We start from the raw sequence: 20,533 nt of genomic DNA, 5'->3' as shown, positions 1-20,533 counted from the left end.
TATCCACCGTTGTGAGGCGATGATCCGTTATCAGCGGGGAGTCATCGGAAGAACGGGGCGGCGGTCGCGCGGCCCTCAGTAGAACCGACGGGACCGGCCCGAGACAGCCGGAACAGTAAGGGGTCGCGCATCCCAGGGGAGACCCGAAGAGGGCGCGGCAAACGAGGTGGTACCGCGGTGCACAGGGCAAGCGAAAACAGCCCCGAGACATCGTCCTCGTGCGATATCAACGAAGCGACGCACGAGGAGAACAGCGGTGAGCGACACCAGCGACAAGAACGTGTATCCCAAGGCCGCGGTCAGCGAGGCGACCGAGCATGTGGCCCCCAATCCCAGCTTCCCCAAGCTGGAGGAGGCGGTCCTCGACTACTGGGACCAGGACGCGACCTTCCAGAAGTCCATCGAACGGCGCGAAAGCGGCGACCATAGCCAGAACGAGTTCGTCTTCTTCGACGGCCCGCCCTTTGCCAACGGCCTGCCGCACTACGGCCATCTGCTGACCGGTTACGCCAAGGACGTGATCCCGCGCTATCAGACGATGAAGGGCCACAAGGTCAACCGCGTCTTCGGCTGGGACACCCACGGCCTGCCCGCCGAACTCGAGGCGCAGAAGGAACTCGGCATCGACTCCGTGGACGAGATCCACGAGATGGGCATCGAGAAGTTCAACGACGCCTGCCGCGCCAGCGTGCTCAAATACACCAACGAATGGCAGACCTACGTGCACCGTCAGGCTCGCTGGGTCGACTTCGAGCACGGCTACAAGACCCTCGACATCCCCTACATGGAATCGGTGATGTGGGCCTTCAAGCAGCTTTACGACAAGGGCCTGGCCTATCAGGGCTACCGCGTGCTGCCGTACTGCCCGAAGGATCAGACGCCGCTGTCGGCGCACGAGCTCAGGATGGACGCCGACGTCTACCAGGACCGTCAGGACACCACCGTCTCCGTCGCCGTCAAGCTCAAGGACGAGGAGGACGCCTACGCCGTCTTCTGGACCACCACCCCGTGGACCGTGCCCACGAACTTCGCCATCGTCGTCGGCGCCGACATCGACTATGTCGAGGTGCTGGTCAAGGACGGCAAATTCGCCGGCAAGAAGTTCTATATCGGCAAGCCCCTGCTGAAATCCTATGAGAAGGAGCTCGGCGAGGACTACGAGATCGTGCGCGAGCTCAAGGGCGCCGAGATGGCCGGCTGGCGCTATTGGCCGGTGTTCCCGTTCTTCGCCGGCGATGACGCGCTGGCCGAGGGCGGCGTTCCCGGTCCCAACGCCTTCCAGATCTTCACCGCCGATTACGTCGACACCGTCGAGGGCACCGGCCTGGTCCATCAGGCCCCCTACGGCGAGGACGATATGGCCACGCTCAACAAGCACGACATCAAGAGCGTGGACGTGCTTGACGAGGGCTGCGTGTTCAACTCTCTGTGCCCCGAATACGAGGGCATGTATGTCTTCGACGCGAACCTGCCGATCCTGCGCAACCTGCGCGCCGGCGACGGCCCGCTGGCGTCCATCCCCGAGGAGCGCCGCGCGATCCTCTTCCAGGAGAAGAGCTACGTCCACTCCTATCCGCACTGCTGGCGCTGCGCCACGCCGCTGATCTACAAGCCGATCAGCTCGTGGTTCGTCTCGGTGACCAAGATCAAGGACCGTCTGCTGTCCCACAACCAGGAGATCAACTGGATCCCGGGCAACGTCAAGGACGGCCAGTTCGGCAAGTGGCTGGCCAACGCCCGCGATTGGTCCATCTCGCGCAACCGCTTCTGGGGCTCGCCGATTCCGGTGTGGGTCTCTGACGATCCGGCTTACCCGCGCGTCGACGTCTACGGCTCCCTGGAGCAGCTCAAGGCCGATTTCGGCGACTACCCGCGCGACGACAAGGGCGAGATCAACATGCACCGCCCGTGGATCGACAAGCTCACGCGCGTGAACCCCGACGATCCGACCGGCAAGAGCCATATGCACCGCATCACCGACGTGCTCGACTGCTGGTTCGAATCCGGCTCCATGCCCTTCGCGCAGTGCCATTACCCGTTCGAGAACAAGGACTGGTTCGAGACGCACTTCCCGTGCGATTACATCGTCGAATACATCGGCCAGACCCGCGGCTGGTTCTACCTGCTGCACGTCATGGCCACCGCGCTGTTCGACAAGCCCGCGTTCAAGAACGTGATCTGCCACGGCATCGTGCTCGGCTCCGACGGCCAGAAGATGTCGAAGCACCTGCGCAACTATCCGGACGTCAACGGCGTGTTCAACGACTTCGGCTCCGACGCGATGCGCTGGTTCCTCATGTCGTCCCCGATCCTGCGTGGCGGCAACCTCATCGTCACGGCCGACGGCATCCGCGACACCGTGCGCAAGGTGATGCTGCCGGTGTGGAGCTCGTATTACTTCTTCACGCTGTATGCGAACGCCGCCAATGGCGGCGCCGGATTCGACGCGCGCACGCTGCGCGCCGACGAGGTCGCCTCGCTGCCTCAGATGGACCGCTACCTGCTGGCCCGCCTGCGCCGCCTCATCGAGACGACGCAGCGCTCGCTCGACGAGTTCGCGATCTCCGACGCCTGCGACGCCGTCTCCGACTTCATCGACGTGCTGACGAATTGGTATATCCGCAACACGCGCGACCGCTTCTGGAGCGAGGATGAGTCCGCGTTCAACACGCTCTACACCGTGCTCGAGGCGTTCATGCGCGTGCTGGCGCCGCTCGCCCCGATGGAGGCCGAGACCGTGTGGCGTGGTCTGACTGGCGGCGAGTCCGTGCATCTGGCCGATTGGCCGTTCCTCGCCGACGCGAAGACCGGCGAGCCGACCGAGCTGGGCCGCGTGCTGCTCGCCGACGATGCGCTGGTCGATGCGATGGAGAAGGTGCGCGAGGTCGTCTCCGGCACCCTTTCGCTGCGCAAGGCCGAGCAGATCCGTGTGCGCCAGCCGCTGTCGAAGCTCACCGTCGTGGTCGAGGACCCGGCCGCCGTCAAGGCCTACGAGGAGATTTTGAAGTCCGAGCTCAACGTCAAGTCCATCGAGTTCTCGACGCTCGAGGACGCCGCCGCGCACGGCCTCAAGATTGTGCGCGAGCTGCGCGTCAACGCGCGCGTGGCCGGCAAGCGCCTGCGCAAGGACGTTCAGTTCGCGATCAAGGCGTCCAAGTCCGGCGACTGGCATGTGGATGCCTCCGGCGCCCCGGTCGTGACGATTCCCTCGGGCGAGGTGGCGCTTGAGGAAGGCGAATACGAGCTGATCAACCAGGTCGAGGAGGAGGATGCGGCCGAGGCCGCCGCCTCCGTGTCCGCGGCGCTGCCGAACGGCGGCTTCGTGATCCTCGACACCGCGCTGACCGACGAGCTGGTGGCCGAGGGCTATGCCCGCGACGCGATCCGCGCTGTGCAGGACGCCCGCAAGGCCGCCGACCTCGACATCGCCGACCGCATCTCCCTGACGCTGACGGTTCCGGCCGCCGACGCGCCCAAGGCCGAGGCCTTCAAGGATCTCATCGCGCATGAGACGCTGGCCACGAGCCTTGAGGTCGTCTCCTCGGCGGAGGTCAAGGAGCTGTCGGTCGAGGTCGCCAAGGCCTGATTCCCAACAGCGAATCGTTCTCATTAGGAAAAGTGCGAGCGAGACGCTTTCGGAAACGAACAAGGTTGGCTTGGTTTTCGCTGAAACCAAGCCAACCTTGGCATTTGTGCGATTGTGCGATTACGTGCGTTTGTCCGCACTTTTCTTAATGAGAACGATTCGCTGAAAGAGGCATATGGTGAAGCATATCGTCGCAGGCATCGTCGCGCACGTCGACGCCGGCAAAACCACGCTTTCCGAGGCGCTGCTCTATCGCTCCGGCGGCGTGCGCAAACTCGGGCGCGTCGATCACGGCGACGCTTTCCTCGACACCGAGACGCTCGAAAAGCAGCGCGGCATCACCATCCACGCCCATCAGGCGCGCGTGACGACCGACGGCCTCGAGCTCACCCTGCTCGACACCCCGGGGCACGTCGACTTCGCCGCCGAAACCGAGCGTGTGCTCTCCGTGCTCGACTATGCGATCGTCGTCGTCTCCGGCGTCGACGGCATCCAAGGCCATACCGAAACGCTGTGGCGTCTGCTGGGCCGATACCATGTGCCGACCTTCGTCTTCGTCAACAAATGCGATGCCGACGGCTTCGACCGGGATGCCGTGCTCGCGCAGCTGCGCCGCAGGCTGTCCGACGCGGCCTTCGCCTTCGGTCCGGCCGGCCCAAGCCAAGACGAGCTGGAGGACATCGCCACGTTGGACGAGGCGGCGGCGGACGAATATCTTTCCGAGGGCAAGATATCGACCGGGCGACTGCAAGCGATGATCGCCGACCGCACGCTTTTCCCGGTGTATTTCGGCTCGGCGCTGAAGCTCGATGGCATCGACGAATTCATGGCCGGACTCGAGACCTACGCCCGCGAGCCCCTTTGGCCGGCGGATTTCGGCGCGCGGGTATACAAGGTCTCCCACGACGCGCAGCACAACCGCCTCACCTGGCTCAAGGTCACCGGCGGCTCGCTCAAGGCCAAGTCGACGTTGGATGGTTCGGACGGCCAGGAGAAGGCCGACCAAGTGCGCGTGTATAACGGCGCGAAATTCGATATCGAGCAGGAGATACCCGCCGGCGGCATATGCGCCGTCACCGGTCCGACGCGCACGTTCCCGGGGCAGGGGTTGGGCGCGGAGCCGGATGCCGGCGCGCCGAGCCTGCAGCCGGTGCTGACCTACACCGTGCTGCCGGGCGGCGCAGACGATGGCGAGGGAGCGTCGGTGCCGTCTGGTGCGCCGACGCAGGAGACGCCGCGATTCGACGACCTCACCCTGCACAAGGTGCTCGCCGCCCTGCGCGAGCTCGAGGACGAGGAGCCATTGCTCCACGTCGCCTGGGTGTCGCGGCTCGGCGAGATCCATGTGCAGCTGATGGGCGCGGTGCAGCTCGAGATCATCCAATCCACGCTGCATGAACGTTTCGGACTCGAGGTGTCGTTCGGCCCGGGCGGCATCCTCTACCGCGAGACCATCACCGCGCCGATCGAAGGCGTCGGCCATTTCGAACCGCTGCGGCACTATGCCGAGGCGCATATCCTGCTCGAGCCCGGCGAACCGGGGACGGGTATCGTCGCTGCCTCAGCGCTGAGCGAGAACGAGCTCGACCGCAATTGGCAGCGGCTCATCATGACCCATATGCGCGAGAAAGAGCACTTGGGCACGTTGATCGGCGCGCCGCTGACCGATATAAAGATGACGCTGGTGGCGGGCAAGGCGCATCTGAAGCACACCGAGGGCGGCGACTTCCGCCAAGCCACCTACCGCGCGATACGGCAGGGGCTGATGGAGGCCCGCGCCGGGGTCGTCGGGCGCCCGTCCGCCGAGCAGATCGAGGCCGTACGGCCGGAAGGTGCGGAGAAAGACGGTGCATCCGGCAAAGATTCCGATGGGCGTTCCGTTTCCAAGGAGGAGCCATCGAATACGGCGAATGCCAAGCGTGGCATTGCGTCGTCGGCTGCGAAGAGCGGAACGAAATCCGGTGACGCCGATGCCGCCGATATCTCTTCCGACGCCGCTGCGGAAGCAGTTCCCGACTTCGGCCCCGGCAATTGCCGCGTGCTCGAGCCGTGGTATGCCTTCCGCCTCGAAGTGCCCTCCGAGATGCTCGGCCGCGCGATGAGCGATATCCAGCGCATGGCCGGAACCTTCGAACCGCCCTCGGATGACGGCGACTACGCCACGCTGGCGGGGGAGTGCCCCGTCTCCGAGATGCGCGACTATGCGATGGACGTCAACGCCTACACGCATGGCCACGGCCGCCTGTCGGTCACCTTCGCCGGCTACCGCCCATGCCACGACGAGGAGCGCGTCATCGCCGAGGCGGCCTACGCCCCCGAATCCGACCTCGAGAACACGCCCGACTCCGTGTTCTGCGCGCACGGCGCGGGCTACCCGGTCAAATGGTATCGGGTCCCCGCCTTCATGCACCTCGATTGGGGCGCGCGGAGCTGAGACGGCGCCGGGACAAGACACAAGACATTCGCGAAGGACCCAGGGTGGGAATATGACGACGATTTACGAGACGCAGCCCGAACGCACCGATCTGCCGTTGGTGGTGATGCCGGCGGTGCTTGATGCCATGCTGGCGCCGATGAAGGCGCAGGCGGCGCGGCTCAAGGACAAGGCGCGCGTGAGGATATACGAGGAGTTCACGAGCGACGACGACGTCATCGCGGAGCGTCTGCGCGGCGCGGACGGATTGTTCGTCGGCGGATACCATATCGACGACGGCCTGCTGCGTCGCATCAGCGGGGGAGCGGCGTCCGCCGATGGCGGCGAGGCCGGCCATGTGCGGTGCATCGTCTTCTGCGGCACCGGCGTGGCCAGCTATGTCAACCTCGCCCTCGCGCGCGAACTAGGCGTCACGGTGTGCAACGCCGAGCATTACGGCGACGCCTCGGTGGCCGAGCACACCTTCGCGCTGATGCTCGAACTGACGCGCCGCGTCGGCGAGCTCGACCGCAACGTCAAATCCGGAAACTGGGCGTGGAAGGGCGGCGATGGCACGCAGCTGGCCGGCAAACGCCTTGGCATCATCGGATTGGGCGGCATCGGGCTGGCCGTCGCGCGCATCGCGCGGGCCTTCGGCATGAAGGTCGCCGCCTGGCGCTCGCCCGTCGGTCACCGCGACTTCGACGCCCTCGGCATTGAGCCATATGATTCCATCGGCGACCTCATGGAGGCCTGCGACGTCGTATCCATCCACCTGCCGCTGATCGAGGGCGCGGGTGGCACGCAGGGGCTGATCACCGCCGCGGACCTCGACCGGCTGCGCTCCGGGGCCATGCTGGTCAACACCGCGCGCGCCGAGGTCATCGAACCCGGCGCGCTGCTCGCCCGCCTGCATCGCGGCGACGTGCTCGCCGCGCTCGACGTCTATGACCGCGAGCCGGTCCGCGCCGGCGATCCGCTGTGCGCCATCCCCGGCATCGTGCTCACGCCCCACGTCGGCTGGCGCACCGACGCCGCCTTCGAGGAGCTGACCCGTCAGATGGTCGACGATATGATCGGCTTCCTGCAAGGACGTGCGGTTCGGGTCGTGGCGTGAGCAGTCTCCGGCGTGATGGGCATGTCGGTGACAGCGGTCGGTCCGAATACGGTTTTCCGCAACCTGACGAAGCCGTTGCGGAAAACCGTACGCGAAGGCCCCTCTCCCGTTACGGTTTTCCACATACCGTCCGTTGCCCTGCGAAAAACCGTACTCAACACGCATGTTTCCGGTGCGGTTTTCCGCACATCCTCCGTCGGCGTGCGGAAAACCGCACCGATGGACTCACGCCATGTCGTAGCTCTGCTCGAAGAACAGACGTTCCAACCGGGTGACGTTCCGGAACACCTTGGCGTCCGGGCCGTCGGGGTCGGGATCGGCGTATTCATTGACCAATGCGATGAGATCGCCGACCCAGCGGCGGAACCCCTCGCCCTCGTGCAGGTCGACCCAGCCCTTGTGCGCGGGCACCTGCTGCGTCACGCCGGCGTCGACGGTGCGCTTGGCCCATCCCAGATACACCCATTCCATGCAGCACAGCGCGGTGATGGTCTCGCCGAAGGAGTCCGACGCGCGCAGACGCGCCAGTTCGTCGCAATATTCCTTGTTCGCGGGCGTCTGTGGCGTGCGCTCGTATTCCTCGTCCGTGATCGAGTATGCCTTCAAAAACCCGCGGAAGTACGGCGCCTCCTCGGAAGCGAAGAATTCCTGCTGGCGCAGCAGCATGGCCTTGGTCTCCTGGCGCGGCGCCAATTCGATGATATGGTCGAGCAGACCCGCGTTGAAGAACTTGAAATCCTGGATGAGATAGAACTTGAGCACCTTCTCGGGCAGCGTGTCGTCGAGCATCTCGTCGACGTAGCGCGAGTTGACCGCGCCGAGCCAATCCCCGGCCGCGGAGACGTAGAAGCGGTCCGCCGTCGAGCCGGCGGTCGCGCCGAGCCAGGCCCAGTCTCCCGAGTGGACGGCCTCGACGTGCGGAATGTGATGGTTGGGTGTTGCGGTGGTCATATCGGTCCCTTCTGCCGGTTCGATGGTTGACCGGGGATGGGCGGAACCGCATGCCACTCCCTGCGCCGGCATTGTCCGGATCAGGTTCGAGGGTCAGCCCGAAGGCACTCTCAGCGGCAACCGTGCGGTTGCGCTCCCCTGTGGTCGGGTTCAGTCTACGCTGAGGGACGGGACGTCGCGCGACGGCCTAGGCGCCTTGGGCGTAGCGCAGTCGTTGGTGCAGGGCTTCGGTGCCATCGGTGGCCCCGGCCGTCGTCCAATGCGCCTCGCCGCCGAATAGTCCCGCGTTGTCGAGGACGTATCGCCGCATCCATTCGAGGCACTGGTGCGTCTGGATCGCATCGCTCAGCGCGCGGTGCTCCTCGGTGTCGGCGATGCCGAAGCGCTGGATGAGATCGACGAGCCGGTGCTTGCGTTGGGCGGGGAACAGGGCCCGGCTGATCTGCATGGTGTCGTAGTCGACGCAGGCGAAGGCGCAGCCGGCGACGCGGCGCGCCGCATGGTCGAGGAAGCGGATGTCGAAGCTCACGTTGTGGCCGACGATCGGCAGGGGGAGGTTTGTCGCTGTGTCTTCGGTAACTTCGTCGACGTCCATGCGGCGGACAGTCGCGCCGTCGACCGCGTCGCTCGCCGTGTCGTCCGCCAGCCATGCCAGGAATTCGGGGAATGCCTCGTCGATCGGCGCGCAGTCGGCGACCATGGCATCGTTGATGCCGGTCAGACGCACCACCTGTGCCGGAATCGGCGTCAACGGATTGACCAGACGCTGGAAACGGTCGACTATGGCGCCGCCGCGCACGCGCACCGCGCCGATTTCGGTGATGCGGCAGGAATTCGGATAGAAACCGGTGGTCTCCAGGTCGAGCGCGACGTAATCGCGGGGGAATCCGGTTCCGTCCCCGTCCGACGCGCCGTTTTCCGTCGCTCCGTACACCGCAGCCATATCTCTCCTTCCCGCCGTATCAAACGGTTCATATCGTAACGTAACGCGGTCCCGCGCCGTGTCTCCGTGCGCGGTGCCGATGCCGGTATGGTCCTCGAACGTATCGCCGAGCGCGGAGGCATGGGCGGACGGGGCGGCCGCCGGCGGTTCCGATATCGCGGCGCGGGAGGAGGCTTGGCTGCCTATGCGTCGGTCGGGGTTCGCGCGGGCCAACGGCAACGGTCGCAGGGGCTCGGTTGCGTTCGCGTCGGATGGGAGGGATAACGCCCTATAGGCAAGGCGTATAGCAACGCCGTTCCATTACGCGTCGCGTGTGGTTATGGTGGGAACCACTGGCGCGGCAGGGGGTCGCGCCGAACACATACGCAAGGGGGTGCCATGGCACGTTTCAACACTCAGCTGGTCCACGGCCTGCCGGTGAACGACAACATCACCGGAGCCGTCAACCCGCCGATCTACAACTCCACGACCTATGCTTTCGAATCGGTCGAGGCCATGCCCCGCTATGACTACGCCCGCTCCGGCAACCCGACCCGCGAGTTCCTGGAGCGTCAGATCGCGCAGCTCGAACACGGCACGCGCGGCTTCGCCTTCGCCTCCGGGCTGGCGGCCATCCACGCGGTGCTCTCGATCTTCGAGCCCGGCGATCGCATCGTCGTGGGCCGCAACATCTACGGCGGCACCTATTCGCTGTTCCACGAGTTCTTCTCCCGCTGGGGGCTGTCGGTCGAAGCGGCCGACACCCATGATCCCCAGACCCTGCGGGACGCGGTGCAGGGGGATCGCGCGAACGGCGTCGCGCCCGCCAAAGCCGTCTACTTCGAAACCCTGACCAATCCGCTGCTCGAGGTCAACGACGTGGCCGAGATTTCGCGCATCGCCCACGAGGCCGGCGCACTGTCCATCGTCGACAACACCTTCGTGACGCCGTATCTGCAGCAGCCGCTCGACTTGGGCGCCGATGTGGTCATCCATTCGGCGACCAAATACCTCGCCGGCCACTCCGATGTCAATGCGGGTCTGGTCGTCGTCAGGGACGAGGACCTGGCGGGGCGCGTCTATTTCGCGCTCAACCGGCTGGGCGGCGTACTCGCTCCGGCCGAATGCGACGCCGTGCGCCGTGGCATCCAGACGCTGGCCCTGCGCATGGAGCGCCAGCAGGAGAACGCGCTGTCGATCGCGCGCTATCTGCTCGCGCATCCGCTGGTGAAGACCGTGCACTACCCGGGCCTGCCCGGCGGACATGGCGACGACACCGCGCTCGCGGCCAAGGGGCTCAAGGGCTTCGGCGGCGTGCTGAGCTTCGAGGTCGTGCCCGGCGTCGATCCGGCCATCATCCTCGACAGCCTGAAGGTCTTCCGTCTGGCCGTTTCGCTGGGCGCCGTCGAGTCGCTGGCCGAGCTGCCGTGTCGCATGACGCATTTCGAGCTGCCGCGCGAGGAGCGCCTCAAGGTCGGCATCACCGACGAGCTCATCCGCCTGTCCGTCGGCATCGAGGACGTCAACGATTTGATCGAAGATCTGGGACAGGCCTTTGACAAGGCGTATGACGCGCTCGACGCGGGCCGCGGCGCCGCGGACGACGCCGACATCGACGCGCTGTCCGATATCCGGGCGGTGGCCGTCTGAACTGTGGCGCGGGTCCCGCGAGCCCGCGTCGTATATGGAAAATCACCGAACACAAATTCGATCATATGCCGCGCAGCCGCGAGGGGAATCGGTGCGAACGTGCGGCGACAGGGGGAAAGAACGAACCATGGCAACGACACAGCAATTGGACACCGAACTGCGGGAATGGTACCGCTGGTTCCACGGTCATCCGGAACTGTCGTATCAGGAATTTGAAACCACGGCCAGGATCCGCGCCATCCTCGAGGAACATGGCATCGAGATCCTCGACTCGGGCCTCAAAACCGGTCTGGTGGCCGCGATCCGGGGCTCGCAGGACGGTCCGGTGGTGGCGCTTCGCGGCGACATCGACGGGCTGCCCATCGACGAGGCCACCGGTCTGTCCTATGCTTCGCGGAACAAGGGCGTGATGCATGGCTGCGGCCATGACTTCAACCTGAGCGTCGCGCTCGGAGCGGCACTGCTGCTCCAGGAGGAGCGCGAACGACTGAAGGGCACGGTGAAGGTGATCTTCCAGCCCGCCGAGGAGGGGCGCGCCACCAAGGAGCAGCCCACCGGAGCCGTGCAGGTCATCGAGACCGGCGTGCTGGACGATGTGCGGGCCTTCTTCGGCACGCACGACGCGCCCGGCGAGGTCGGCGGCATCTATCTCAAGGCGGGCGGTGCGAGCGGCGCGGTGGACAAATTCGCCGTCACCGTGCGTGGCCGGGGCACGCATGCGGCGTCGCCGACCGGCGGCGTCGACGCGGTGCTCGCCGCGGCCGCCATCGCCCAGGCGCTGCACAGCGTCGTCAGCCGCGACATCGATCCCACGCATCCCCGCGTGCTGTCGGTCACCCATATCGAGGCCGGCAAGGCATGGAACGTGCTGCCCGAGACCGCGTTCCTCGAAGGCACCGTGCGCACCAGCGAGGCGGAGGACCGGCAGATCGCCAAGCAGGCCGCCCTGCGCGTCATCGAGGGGACTGCCGCCGCCTACGGGGCCACGGCGGAGACGATGTGGTTCTTCGGCTCGCCGTCCGTGCAGAACGACGCCCACTGGACCGAAGTGGCGCGCCAGGCGGCCGCGGACGAAGGGCTCGAGGTGTTCGAGGGCAAGGCCGGGCTCGGCGGGGAGGACTTTTCGTATTACCTCGACAAGGCCCCGGGCGTCTTCGTGCGCATCGGCGCGGGCGCGACCGGTGCCGCGCACTCGCCGTCCTTCGCCCCCGATCCCGCGGGCATCATCGCCGGCGCCAAGCTCTTGAGGAACCTGGCCGAAAAGGCCTTGGACGAACTCGCATAAGCCAAGACCGGGTAAGTGATGAGCGGTGCCATCAAGGCGCCGCTCTTTTGTCAGTTGCAGTCGATCTGGCAATGATTGTGCGTCCCGATCTCACAAGGAGACCGGGACGCACAATCATTGTCGTCAGTATGCCTCGGCGATGGCCTGGTCCAGATCGGCGATGAGATCGTCGACGTTCTCCAGACCTATGGACAGGCGGATGAGGTTGTCGGTCACTACCGCGGCCTCGCGGTAACGCGTCGGCACCTCGCGATGCGTGATGCGCGCCGGATTGACGATCAGCGAGCGGGCGTCGCCGATGTTGGGAATATAGGTGAACACCCTGACCGCATCCATGATGCGGGAGACGTGGGTTTCGTCCCCCTCGACGAGGAAGGAGAGGATGGTGCCCACGCCGTTGGGCAGATACCTGCGTACCAACGCCTCCTGACGGCCATCGTCGTTCCGAAAGACGGCATCGGGATGGTCGGTCCGTGCATCGGCTGCCAGAGCCAGCCCTGAATAGTTCACCTGCGTGACATGCGGGGTGTGCGTCAGATGCTCCGCGATCGCCGTGGCGCTTGCGACCTCCTGTCGCACGCGCTGTGGCAGCGTCTCTAGGCCGATCAGATGCAGATAGGCGTTGAACGGGCTTTCCACCGCGCCGAAGGTGCGTAGGTATTTCGTGCGGATGCGCCGGATGAACGCCTGCCGGCCGAACGCGGAGACGAAGCTTTTCCATTCGCCGTTCCGCTCGTCGCTGATGACCAACTCGTCTTGCGTGAGTTGGGGGAACCGTCCGTTGTCCCAGTCGAAGTTGCCCGCGTCGACGATGACACCGCCGAGCGCGTTGCCATGGCCGGTGATGCCTTTGGTCGTCGAATGCACGACGATATCGGCGCCGAACTCGATCGGGCGCAGCAGATAAGGCGTGGGCACCGTGTTGTCGACGATCAGCGGGATGCCGTGATCGTGGGCCAGCTTGGCCAATGCCGCGATGTCGGTGACCGCCGTGCTGGGGTTGGCCACGGATTCGGCGAAAATGCAGCGTGTGTCCGGTCCGATGGCGGCCTCGACCTCATCCAGGTCGTTGATGTCACGTACGAAATCCGTATGGATGCCGAATTGCGGGAAGAATGTCTCCATCGCATCCACCGAGGCTCCGTACAGGTCGGTGGGGGAAATGATGCGTCCGCCGCCTTCGGCCGCGCACAGCAGCGCATACGATACCGCCGCCATGCCGGAGGCGACGGCCACCGCGGACTCGCCGCCCTCGAGCACCGCCAGGCGGCGTTCCAGGATATCCACGGTCGGGTTCGCCACGCGGGAATAGGAGAATCCCTGTCGCTGCCCGGCGGCCAGCGCGTCCCCGTTGAGCGCGTCGGCCATATCGAAGGCCGCGGTGGCGTATATCGGCACGCTGGCGGCGTGCTTGTTGGAATCGATGTCATATCCGGCGTGCACGGCGTCGGTGGCGAATCCCCTGTTCATATCTTCTGATGGCCCCCTTGTATGTATCCGGTGTTCTTGTGGCACCGGTGTGCGCTGAACAACCTATCAGGATGCGGCTGGCGGCTGGCGGTGTGGGGGATAGGGAAAATCTATCGATTGTGCGAATGCGCGGCGACGGGGCCGATTGTCAAGGCGTTCAAACTTTTGCGTATGACGGCGGGGCCGTGGCGCCCGTCGCGCCGTCATATGATGCAGACATGGCGGACAGGGGGAACGACTTCCGCCTTGCAATGAAAATATACGGAACCTCGTCCATGGGGATATCGAACGAGAAGGGAATCGATATGAATGCAATCGTAGGAAAGACCATCCGAACCGTCGCGGCGGCCGTCGCCGTCGTGTCCGTCGCCGTGGGCCTCGGCGCCTGCGGCTCGAGCGCCAGCGCGTCGGGAGGCGACGCCGGCAAGCAGATCAACGTCGGCACCTCGCCCGGACCCTACAGCGAGTTGTTCAAGAAGGGCGTCGCCCCCGTGCTCGAAAAGCAGGGATATGACGTCGAATACACCAACTTCTCGGATTTGCAGACCGCGGACATCGCGCTGAACGAAGGCAGCGTCGATCTCAACGTCGACCAGCACACCGCCTATCTGAAAGCCTTCAACAAGAACAAGGGCGGCGATCTGACGGGACTGACCCCGATTCCCACCGTGCCCGCCGGCCTGTATTCCCAGACGCACAAATCGTTGGACGACATCGCCAAGGGAGACCTGATCCTCATCTCGCAGGATCCGTCGAACCTGTCGCGCGGACTGCGTCTTCTGGAGAAGATCGGATGGATCACGCTCAAGGCCGACGCCGACCCGGTGACCGTCACCGTCAACGACATCGCGAAGAATGACAAGGGCCTCGACATCAAGCCCGTGGATTCCGCCACCATCCCGCGCAGCCTCGGCGACGTCGATTACGCCGTGATTCCCGGCAGCATCTCCTACAGTTCCAAGGTCGATCCCAAGCTGCAGCTTGCGCAGGAGACCCTCAAGCCCGAATACCTGCTGCAGGCCACGGTCAAGCAGGGTGACAAGGACAAGCAGTGGGCGAAGGACGTCGCCGCGGCTTATCGGTCCAAGCAATTCCTCGACTACCTCGACAAGAACAACGCCAATGACTATTGGTTCGTGCCCGAGGAGCTGCGGCAGTGAGCGCATCCATCGTCTTCGATCACGTCAGCAAGACCTTCGCGACGAGGAACGGCGAGTTCAAGGCCCTCGACGATGTGAGCTTCGAAGTGCCCGAGGGCTCGTTCTTCGGAGTGATGGGTTCCTCCGGTGCGGGCAAGTCGACGCTGATCCGCACCGTCAACGGCCTTGAGCGACCGTCCGACGGCACGGTCACCGCGCTCGGCCGCGATCCGGATTCCCTGGACAAGCATGGCTTGGCGGAGCTGCGTCGCAGCATCGGCATGATCTTCCAGCAATACAATCTGCTGGCGTCCAAAACCATCGCCCAGAACGTGGCCATTCCGCTGGTGCTGGGCCATGCCTCCCCGCAGGACATCAAGGCCCGTGTGGCGCAGGTGCTTGAGCTCGTGGGCCTTGCCGACAGGGCCGAGCACTTTCCCTCGCAATTGTCGGGTGGGCAATGCCAGCGCGTGGCCATCGCCCGCGCGCTGGTCACCAACCCGCGGATCCTGCTTTCCGACGAGGCCACCAGTGCGCTCGACCCGATCACCACGCGACAGATCCTCGATCTGCTCAATGACATCAGCGCGAAGACCGGCATCACCGTGTTACTGATCACCCATCAGATGAGCGTGATCGCACGCGCCTGCCAACAGGTCGTGGTGATGGCCGGGGGCAAGGTCATCGAACAGGGAAAGGTCAGCGAGGTGTTCTCCCACCCCGCGCATGATTTGACCCGGCAGTTCGTGGAAACCGTGATTCCGCGCCAGCTTCCCGAGGAATTGACGACGCGCATCGAGGCAGGCGAGGAATCGACGGTGGTGCGCGTCCGCTATCGTGCGGATGCCGTGCGGCATATCGTCGATATCCTTGGGAGCGCGGTCCATCCCGAGCGCATCAATCTGCTGCACGCCAATGAGAACAGGCTGCGCGACATGACGCTGGGACAGTTGGTGCTGGGCCTGGAGGGGCTGCCGGCCTCGGATGCCGCGGACGGGGACGCGCTGCGCAGGCGCTTGTCCGCCGTCGAAAACGATGATTTGGAATTCGAGGTGCTTCATGTCTGATTTTCTTGATTCCACGGTCACCTTCGACCAGTATGCGGAGGCGTTCGGCGACACGCTGTACATGGTGTGCATCGCGCTGTTCCTGGGCGCGCTGATCGGCATTCCGGTGGGGGTGGCGCTGGCCATCACACGTCCGAACGGGTTGCTGGAGAACCGCGTGGTGTATCTCGTGCTCAACACGGTGGTCAATGTCATCCGTTCGGTGCCGTTCATCATCCTCATGGTGGCCATCATGCCGTTCACCCGTCTGGTCGTGCACACGTCGATCGGCACCAACGCGGCGATCGTGCCATTGGTGGTGTATGTCGCGCCCTATATCGGCCGGCTCATCGAAAGCGCCATCCTCGAGGTGGATCCGGGGATCTACGAGGCTGCGGAATCGATGGGGGCTGGCGTGGCGCAGACCATCCGGTATTTCATTTTGCCCGAGGCCAAGGGATCCATCGTCCTGGCGCTGACCACGGCGTGCATCGGTCTGATCGGCGCCACCGCGATGGCCGGCACCATCGGCGGCGGTGGCGTGGGCGATCTGGCGATTTCCTATGGATACCAGCAATTCGATTCCATCGTCATCCTCATCACGGTCGTCATTCTGATCGCCGTGGTGCAGTTGGTGCAGTCCTTCGGTAATTGGTATGCGCGTCGCTCGCGGCATGCCGAGACCCACTGAGTCACGCGTCTGCTAGGTTGGAAGGCATCGTCCGCTCAATGACATGACGAAGGGAGCCGATATGGCCGACAATGCAAGCATCGAATTCTACGGGGCCGCATGGTGCGGCGACTGCCGCCGTGCCAAGGCGACGCTGGACCGGCTCGGCGTGGCCTATGACCACCACGACATCGAGCACGAGGAGGGCGCGGCCGAGCGCGCCGTCGAGATCAGCGGGCAGAAGCACATCCCGGTGCTGCTCTTCTCCGACGGCACCGTCTTCGTCGAGCCCACCAACCCGCAGCTCGAGGCCAAGGTCAAGGAGCTCGGCTTGGTCTGAGTCGTTCTGGGCAACACAACGGTTCGGGCTGCAGACTGCCCTCGAGCTCGAGCTCGAGCTCGAGCCTTGCCTTGAGTTCGGCGCATGCCTGGCGAATGCACGAAGGGTGGCCCGCGATTGATGTCGCGGGCCACCCTTCGTTCGCGTGGGTCGGGTCCTATGAAACACAGGATGCTCCGTCCCCTACTTCCAGACCGATTCGAAAATGGCTGGCTCGTAATCTTCACTTTAGGATGCATCGGTGACATGGGCTTGGTATTCAGCGCAAGGCGAATACTTCGTCAAGAACCTTCTCGTCAAGGAATCGATGATATTCCGTCTCGCCTTCCATGGCGTTACCGTAGGCACCGAGCACTTGGTCGGGAATCCAGACCAGTGGCTCCTTGTCGGCCTTGACATGTCCGAGTTGGATCTTGGAAAGCACATGGGATTTTCGAAGATAGTTGCGTAGATTCAGATCTTTCTGATCCAAGTCCGGTCCTCTGCTTTCCATTCGGTATTCATCTATGCAGTCGACCTCGAGCGCGGTCAGCATGCGCTTGAGGCATTCCCGGCGTGCGCGTTCGAGTTTCTCCGGCGAGGCGCGCGTCCCCACGATGACGGTATGAGTCGCGTCGAGTGCGTTGATGGTGTGGATGGACACCCATTGGTGCGCGCGGTCCATGTCGCGCCAATGTAGCTTGTTCGCGTGCCGTGGTTTGAGGGCGGTCAGCAACTCGCACGCCCGGTCGACATCCGAGTGCACGACGGATGCGCCCAACAGGTACACCGGTCTTTCGAAGCCTTTGCTCCGTATGCTTTCGTCGCCCCATGCCGTCGTCATCATCGACCCCCTTCGATTGGGCAATCGTTGGGTTCAGAGACTAGTCCTGCCATTCCCGAGTCGTCCATTCGAACCGGCCGGTGTGGTCGGAGGCTGTTCTCTAAGGGCGTAATCCGATGACGACTCTTACATACCGTTGCGGTGAAATGGGTGCACCGTCTATGCCATGCAATTTGTGTCAAAACGCAACGAAGGACGGCCCCGCGATTGGTGTCGCGAGGCCGTCCTTCTGGTTTGCGCTGATTCGTGTGGAAACCGAACGAACCAGCGCAAACCTAGTTCTTGCTCACCTGGTCGAGCAGCGGAACGTTGTCGTAGCCGAACTGCATGTTCTTCACCTGCGGCGTGGTCGCGAAGGTGGCGTTGAGGCTCCACAGCGGGATGTTCGGCAGATCCTTGAACAGGAGCTCCTCGCCCTGCTGGTAGTACGACGCCGCTTGGTCGGCGGTGGGGGAAGACAGCGCCTTGTCCATCAACGCGTCGAAGTCGGGGTTCTTGTAGTCGACGAAGTTCGCGCCCTTGCCATCCGCGCTGGAGGAGGCGTAGAGCTGCACGAGGTAGTTGTCGGCGGCCGGGTAGTCGGCGGACCAGCCGTTGAGATACGGCGTGTCGATCGTCTTGCTGGTCAGCGAGTCATAGAACTGGCTCCACGTCGGCACGGACACGGCCTCGGTTTCGATTCCGATCGCCTGCTGGATGGAGTTCGCCATGGCCTCGGTGGCCTCCTTGTAACCGGAATGGTCGGCGGCATAGGTGATCTTGAGCGGTCCCTCCCACGGGGAGATGGCATCGGCCTTCTTCCACAGCTCCTTCGCCTTCGCCGCGTCGTGGTCGAGCACCTCGCGTCCCTTGAGGGAGTCGGAGTATCCGGGGATCGGCGGGGCCAGGAAGTCGTCCGCGGGCGTGGCGGTGCCGGAGAAGATCTTCTCGGTGGTCTCGTCGCGGTTGATGGCCAGCGACATCGCCTGGCGGCGCAGGCTGCCCTCCTCGGAGCCCCAGGCGAAGTGCTTGAGGCGGCCGGGGATGCTGAGGTACTGGATGCTCGATCCCGGTTCGCTGTAGGCCTTGACGTTCTTGTCGGCCTTGAAGGTCTTCAGGGCCGAGGCGGGCACGGTGGAGATGTCGAGGTTGCCGCCCTGCACGTCGGCGTATGCGGCCTTGGTGTCCGTGTAGGCGCGGAATTCGATGCCCTCGTTCTTGATCTTGCGTGGGCCGTTGTAATCCGGGTTGGGGGAGATGCGGATCGACTGGTTGTGCTCCCAGGAGTCCAGCTTGTAGGGGCCGTTGCCCACCGGCTTCTCGCCGAAGGCCTTCGGATCCTTGTAGAAGGATTCCGGCAGGGGCGAGTACGCGGGGTAGCCGAGCATGGTCGGGAACGTCGAATTGGGCTGGCTCAGCGTGACGACGAGCGTCGTGTCGTCCTGCACGTCCAGGCCCGACAGCTGCGCGTTCTTGTCGCCGTTCTCGTCCTGCAGCTCGTCGTATCCCTTGATCGAGGAGAAGAAGGACGAGGCGAGCTGTCCGTTGGCCGCGTTGGCGGTGTAGCTCCATGCCTTGGCGAAGGACTCTGCGGTCACCGGGGTGCCGTCGGTGAACTTCCAGCCGTCGTTGATCTTGATCGTGTACTGCGTCGCGTCGCCATTCGGCTCGATCGACGAGGCGACTTCGTTGACGGTCTTGCCGGTGCGGTCATAGGAGACCAGCCCGGAGAACAGTTCGCGCAGCACGATGATCGTCGCGGTTTCGTTCGTGTTGCCGGGCACGAGCTTGGACTTCGGCTCGAAGCTGGCATAGGAGACGAAGTTCGCCTGCGTCTCGTTCCCGTCGCTCGCCGTTCCTTCGCCGCCGGCTCCGCAGCCGGACAGTGTCAGCGCGAGCGCGGAGGCCGCCGCGATGGCCGCGGCCGCACGTTTCGTGATGTGCATGGGGTTCCTCTCTTATCTGTGAAGCGAATCTCGCTTTTCACCGTGTCAAGGATACCCTCGAAACGCGTGTTTCGTCGTCGGCGCCTCACGATGTGGGACGGGCGCCTCGCAGCGTCCGCGCGCCGTGATCGCGGGCCGCTATTCGTCCACAAATGTCGACGATTCGCGTGGGATGATGGCCGGCGAAGCGCGGCGCCGATACACTGGAAGACGGTGGGCGGCGGATCGCCGCCGTCCCGGACCCGAAGGAGGGGATTCATATGGTCGCAGGAGCAGCCGCCGGCATGGTCGGCCTGATCATTGCCATCGTCGTGATTGTATTGCTCATAGCGCTGTTGTTCGCGGCGATTTTCATCGTGCCGCAGCAGCAGGCCTATATCATCGAGCGATTCGGCAAATACCTGAAGGTGCAGTTCGCCGGCATCCATGTGCGCATTCCGTTCGTCGACCGCATCGCGATGAAGACGAATATGCGCGTCAACCAACTCAACGTGCAGTTGGAGACCAAGACGCTCGACAACGTGTTCGTCACGGTCGTCGCCTCGACGCAGTTCCGCGTCAATCCCGAGAACGTCGCCACGGCCTACTATGAGCTGCGCGATCCGGCCGGTCAGCTGCGCTCCTATATGGAGGACGCGCTGCGCTCGGCCATCCCGGCGCTGACGCTCGACGACGCCTTCGCCCGCAAGGACGACGTGGCCTTCGACGTGCAGAAAACCGTTGGCCAGGAGATGGCGCGCTTCGGCTTCACTGTCGTCAAGACGCTGATCACGGCCATCGACCCGTCGCCGCAGGTCAAGAACGCGATGGACTCGATCAACGCCGCGCAGCGCGAGAAGGAGGCCACGCGCCAGCGCGCCGAGGCCCAGAAGATCCAGATCGAGACGCAGGCCGCCGCCGAGGCCGAGAAGACCCGCCTGCAGGGCGAGGGCCAGGCCAACTACCGCCGCGAGATCGCCAACGGCATCGTCGACCAGATCAAGAGCCTGCAGAACGTGGGCATGTCGATCACCGACGTGAACAATGTCGTGCTGTTCAACCAGTATCTCGACGTGATGCGCTCGCTGTCCGAGTCCGGCAACACCAAGACGGTGGTGCTGCCCGCCTCCACGCCCGGCGGATACCAGGACCTCTACGAACAGGTCACGAAGGCGATGCTCACGGCTTCGGAAACCAAGTAGGTTCCGCTTTCATGC

General features: G+C 64.4%; 15 protein-coding genes and 1 riboswitch. Of the genes, 10 read left to right on the top strand and 5 right to left on the bottom strand.

Going from position 1 to position 20,533, the window contains the following annotated elements:
* Nucleotides 1-256 precede the first annotated feature (256 nt).
* From ileS to AC1AUD_RS03980, 3 genes are all read left to right on the top strand, one after another.
* Nucleotides 257-3,586, top strand: a complete 3,330-nt coding sequence (ileS, locus tag AC1AUD_RS03990; RefSeq protein ID WP_476572298.1) for a mupirocin-resistant isoleucine--tRNA ligase — start codon at nucleotides 257-259, stop codon at nucleotides 3,584-3,586.
* Nucleotides 3,587-3,764: 178 nt separating this feature from the next.
* Nucleotides 3,765-6,020: a GTP-binding protein gene (locus AC1AUD_RS03985; protein WP_476572573.1), complete on the top strand. Its 2,256-nt coding sequence runs from the start codon at nucleotides 3,765-3,767 to the stop codon at nucleotides 6,018-6,020.
* A gap of 52 nt (nucleotides 6,021-6,072) precedes the next feature.
* A complete protein-coding gene (locus AC1AUD_RS03980) occupies nucleotides 6,073-7,116 on the top strand; it encodes an NAD(P)-dependent oxidoreductase (RefSeq protein ID WP_476572296.1) in 1,044 nt (347 codons plus the stop codon).
* A 225-nt stretch (nucleotides 7,117-7,341) separates the two neighbouring features.
* Here AC1AUD_RS03980 and AC1AUD_RS03975 read toward each other — a convergent pair whose 3' ends face one another.
* Nucleotides 7,342-8,067: a TenA family protein gene (locus tag AC1AUD_RS03975; protein WP_476572294.1), complete on the bottom strand. Its 726-nt coding sequence runs from the start codon at nucleotides 8,065-8,067 to the stop codon at nucleotides 7,342-7,344.
* Between the two features lie 40 nt (nucleotides 8,068-8,107).
* A riboswitch (TPP riboswitch) is annotated at nucleotides 8,108-8,217 on the bottom strand.
* 37 nt (nucleotides 8,218-8,254) lie between these two features.
* Nucleotides 8,255-9,010: a 3'-5' exonuclease gene (locus tag AC1AUD_RS03970; RefSeq protein WP_476572292.1), complete on the bottom strand. Its 756-nt coding sequence runs from the start codon at nucleotides 9,008-9,010 to the stop codon at nucleotides 8,255-8,257.
* Nucleotides 9,011-9,388: 378 nt separating this feature from the next.
* Between AC1AUD_RS03970 and AC1AUD_RS03965 the strand changes: the two genes are divergently transcribed.
* On the top strand, nucleotides 9,389-10,639 hold the full coding sequence (locus AC1AUD_RS03965; RefSeq protein ID WP_476572290.1) for a trans-sulfuration enzyme family protein: 1,251 nt from the start codon (nucleotides 9,389-9,391) through the stop codon (nucleotides 10,637-10,639).
* Nucleotides 10,640-10,766: 127 nt separating this feature from the next.
* A complete protein-coding gene (locus tag AC1AUD_RS03960; RefSeq protein WP_476572288.1) occupies nucleotides 10,767-11,924 on the top strand; it encodes an amidohydrolase in 1,158 nt (385 codons plus the stop codon).
* A 123-nt stretch (nucleotides 11,925-12,047) separates the two neighbouring features.
* Here the strand turns inward: AC1AUD_RS03960 and AC1AUD_RS03955 are convergent, their stop codons facing one another.
* Nucleotides 12,048-13,394, bottom strand: coding sequence for an O-acetylhomoserine aminocarboxypropyltransferase/cysteine synthase family protein (locus AC1AUD_RS03955; protein ID WP_476572286.1), 1,347 nt, complete (start codon nucleotides 13,392-13,394; stop codon nucleotides 12,048-12,050).
* Between the two features lie 305 nt (nucleotides 13,395-13,699).
* Here AC1AUD_RS03955 and AC1AUD_RS03950 point away from each other — a divergent pair, with 305 nt between their 5' ends.
* The 4 genes from AC1AUD_RS03950 (at nucleotide 13,700) to AC1AUD_RS03935 (ending at nucleotide 16,589) form a co-directional block, all read left to right on the top strand.
* Nucleotides 13,700-14,554, top strand: coding sequence for a MetQ/NlpA family ABC transporter substrate-binding protein (locus AC1AUD_RS03950; protein WP_476572284.1), 855 nt, complete (start codon nucleotides 13,700-13,702; stop codon nucleotides 14,552-14,554).
* Nucleotides 14,551-15,600: a methionine ABC transporter ATP-binding protein gene (locus tag AC1AUD_RS03945; protein WP_476572282.1), complete on the top strand. Its 1,050-nt coding sequence runs from the start codon at nucleotides 14,551-14,553 to the stop codon at nucleotides 15,598-15,600. Before AC1AUD_RS03950 ends, AC1AUD_RS03945 begins: the two co-directional genes overlap by 4 nt.
* A complete protein-coding gene (locus AC1AUD_RS03940) occupies nucleotides 15,593-16,270 on the top strand; it encodes a methionine ABC transporter permease (protein ID WP_476572280.1) in 678 nt (225 codons plus the stop codon). The genes AC1AUD_RS03945 and AC1AUD_RS03940 overlap by 8 nt, the downstream gene beginning before the upstream one ends.
* 61 nt (nucleotides 16,271-16,331) lie before the next feature.
* Nucleotides 16,332-16,589 carry a glutaredoxin domain-containing protein gene (locus AC1AUD_RS03935; RefSeq protein WP_476572278.1) on the top strand — a complete coding sequence of 86 codons (258 nt, stop codon included), beginning with the start codon at nucleotides 16,332-16,334 and terminating at the stop codon, nucleotides 16,587-16,589.
* Nucleotides 16,590-16,848: 259 nt separating this feature from the next.
* Here the strand turns inward: AC1AUD_RS03935 and AC1AUD_RS03930 are convergent, their stop codons facing one another.
* Both AC1AUD_RS03930 and AC1AUD_RS03925 read right to left on the bottom strand, forming a co-directional pair.
* Nucleotides 16,849-17,415: a hypothetical protein gene (locus tag AC1AUD_RS03930; protein WP_476572276.1), complete on the bottom strand. Its 567-nt coding sequence runs from the start codon at nucleotides 17,413-17,415 to the stop codon at nucleotides 16,849-16,851.
* Between the two features lie 272 nt (nucleotides 17,416-17,687).
* The gene (locus AC1AUD_RS03925; RefSeq protein ID WP_476572274.1) at nucleotides 17,688-19,337 is read right to left on the bottom strand and encodes a peptide ABC transporter substrate-binding protein; all 1,650 of its coding nucleotides are present in this window, start codon (nucleotides 19,335-19,337) and stop codon (nucleotides 17,688-17,690) included.
* Nucleotides 19,338-19,597: 260 nt separating this feature from the next.
* Between AC1AUD_RS03925 and AC1AUD_RS03920 the strand changes: the two genes are divergently transcribed.
* Nucleotides 19,598-20,518, top strand: coding sequence for an SPFH domain-containing protein (locus AC1AUD_RS03920; protein ID WP_476572272.1), 921 nt, complete (start codon nucleotides 19,598-19,600; stop codon nucleotides 20,516-20,518).
* Nucleotides 20,519-20,533: the final 15 nt, after the last annotated feature.

This window comes from Bifidobacterium sp. LH_730, from assembly GCF_056355835.1.
This window is presented reverse-complemented; position numbering and strand designations above follow the sequence as displayed.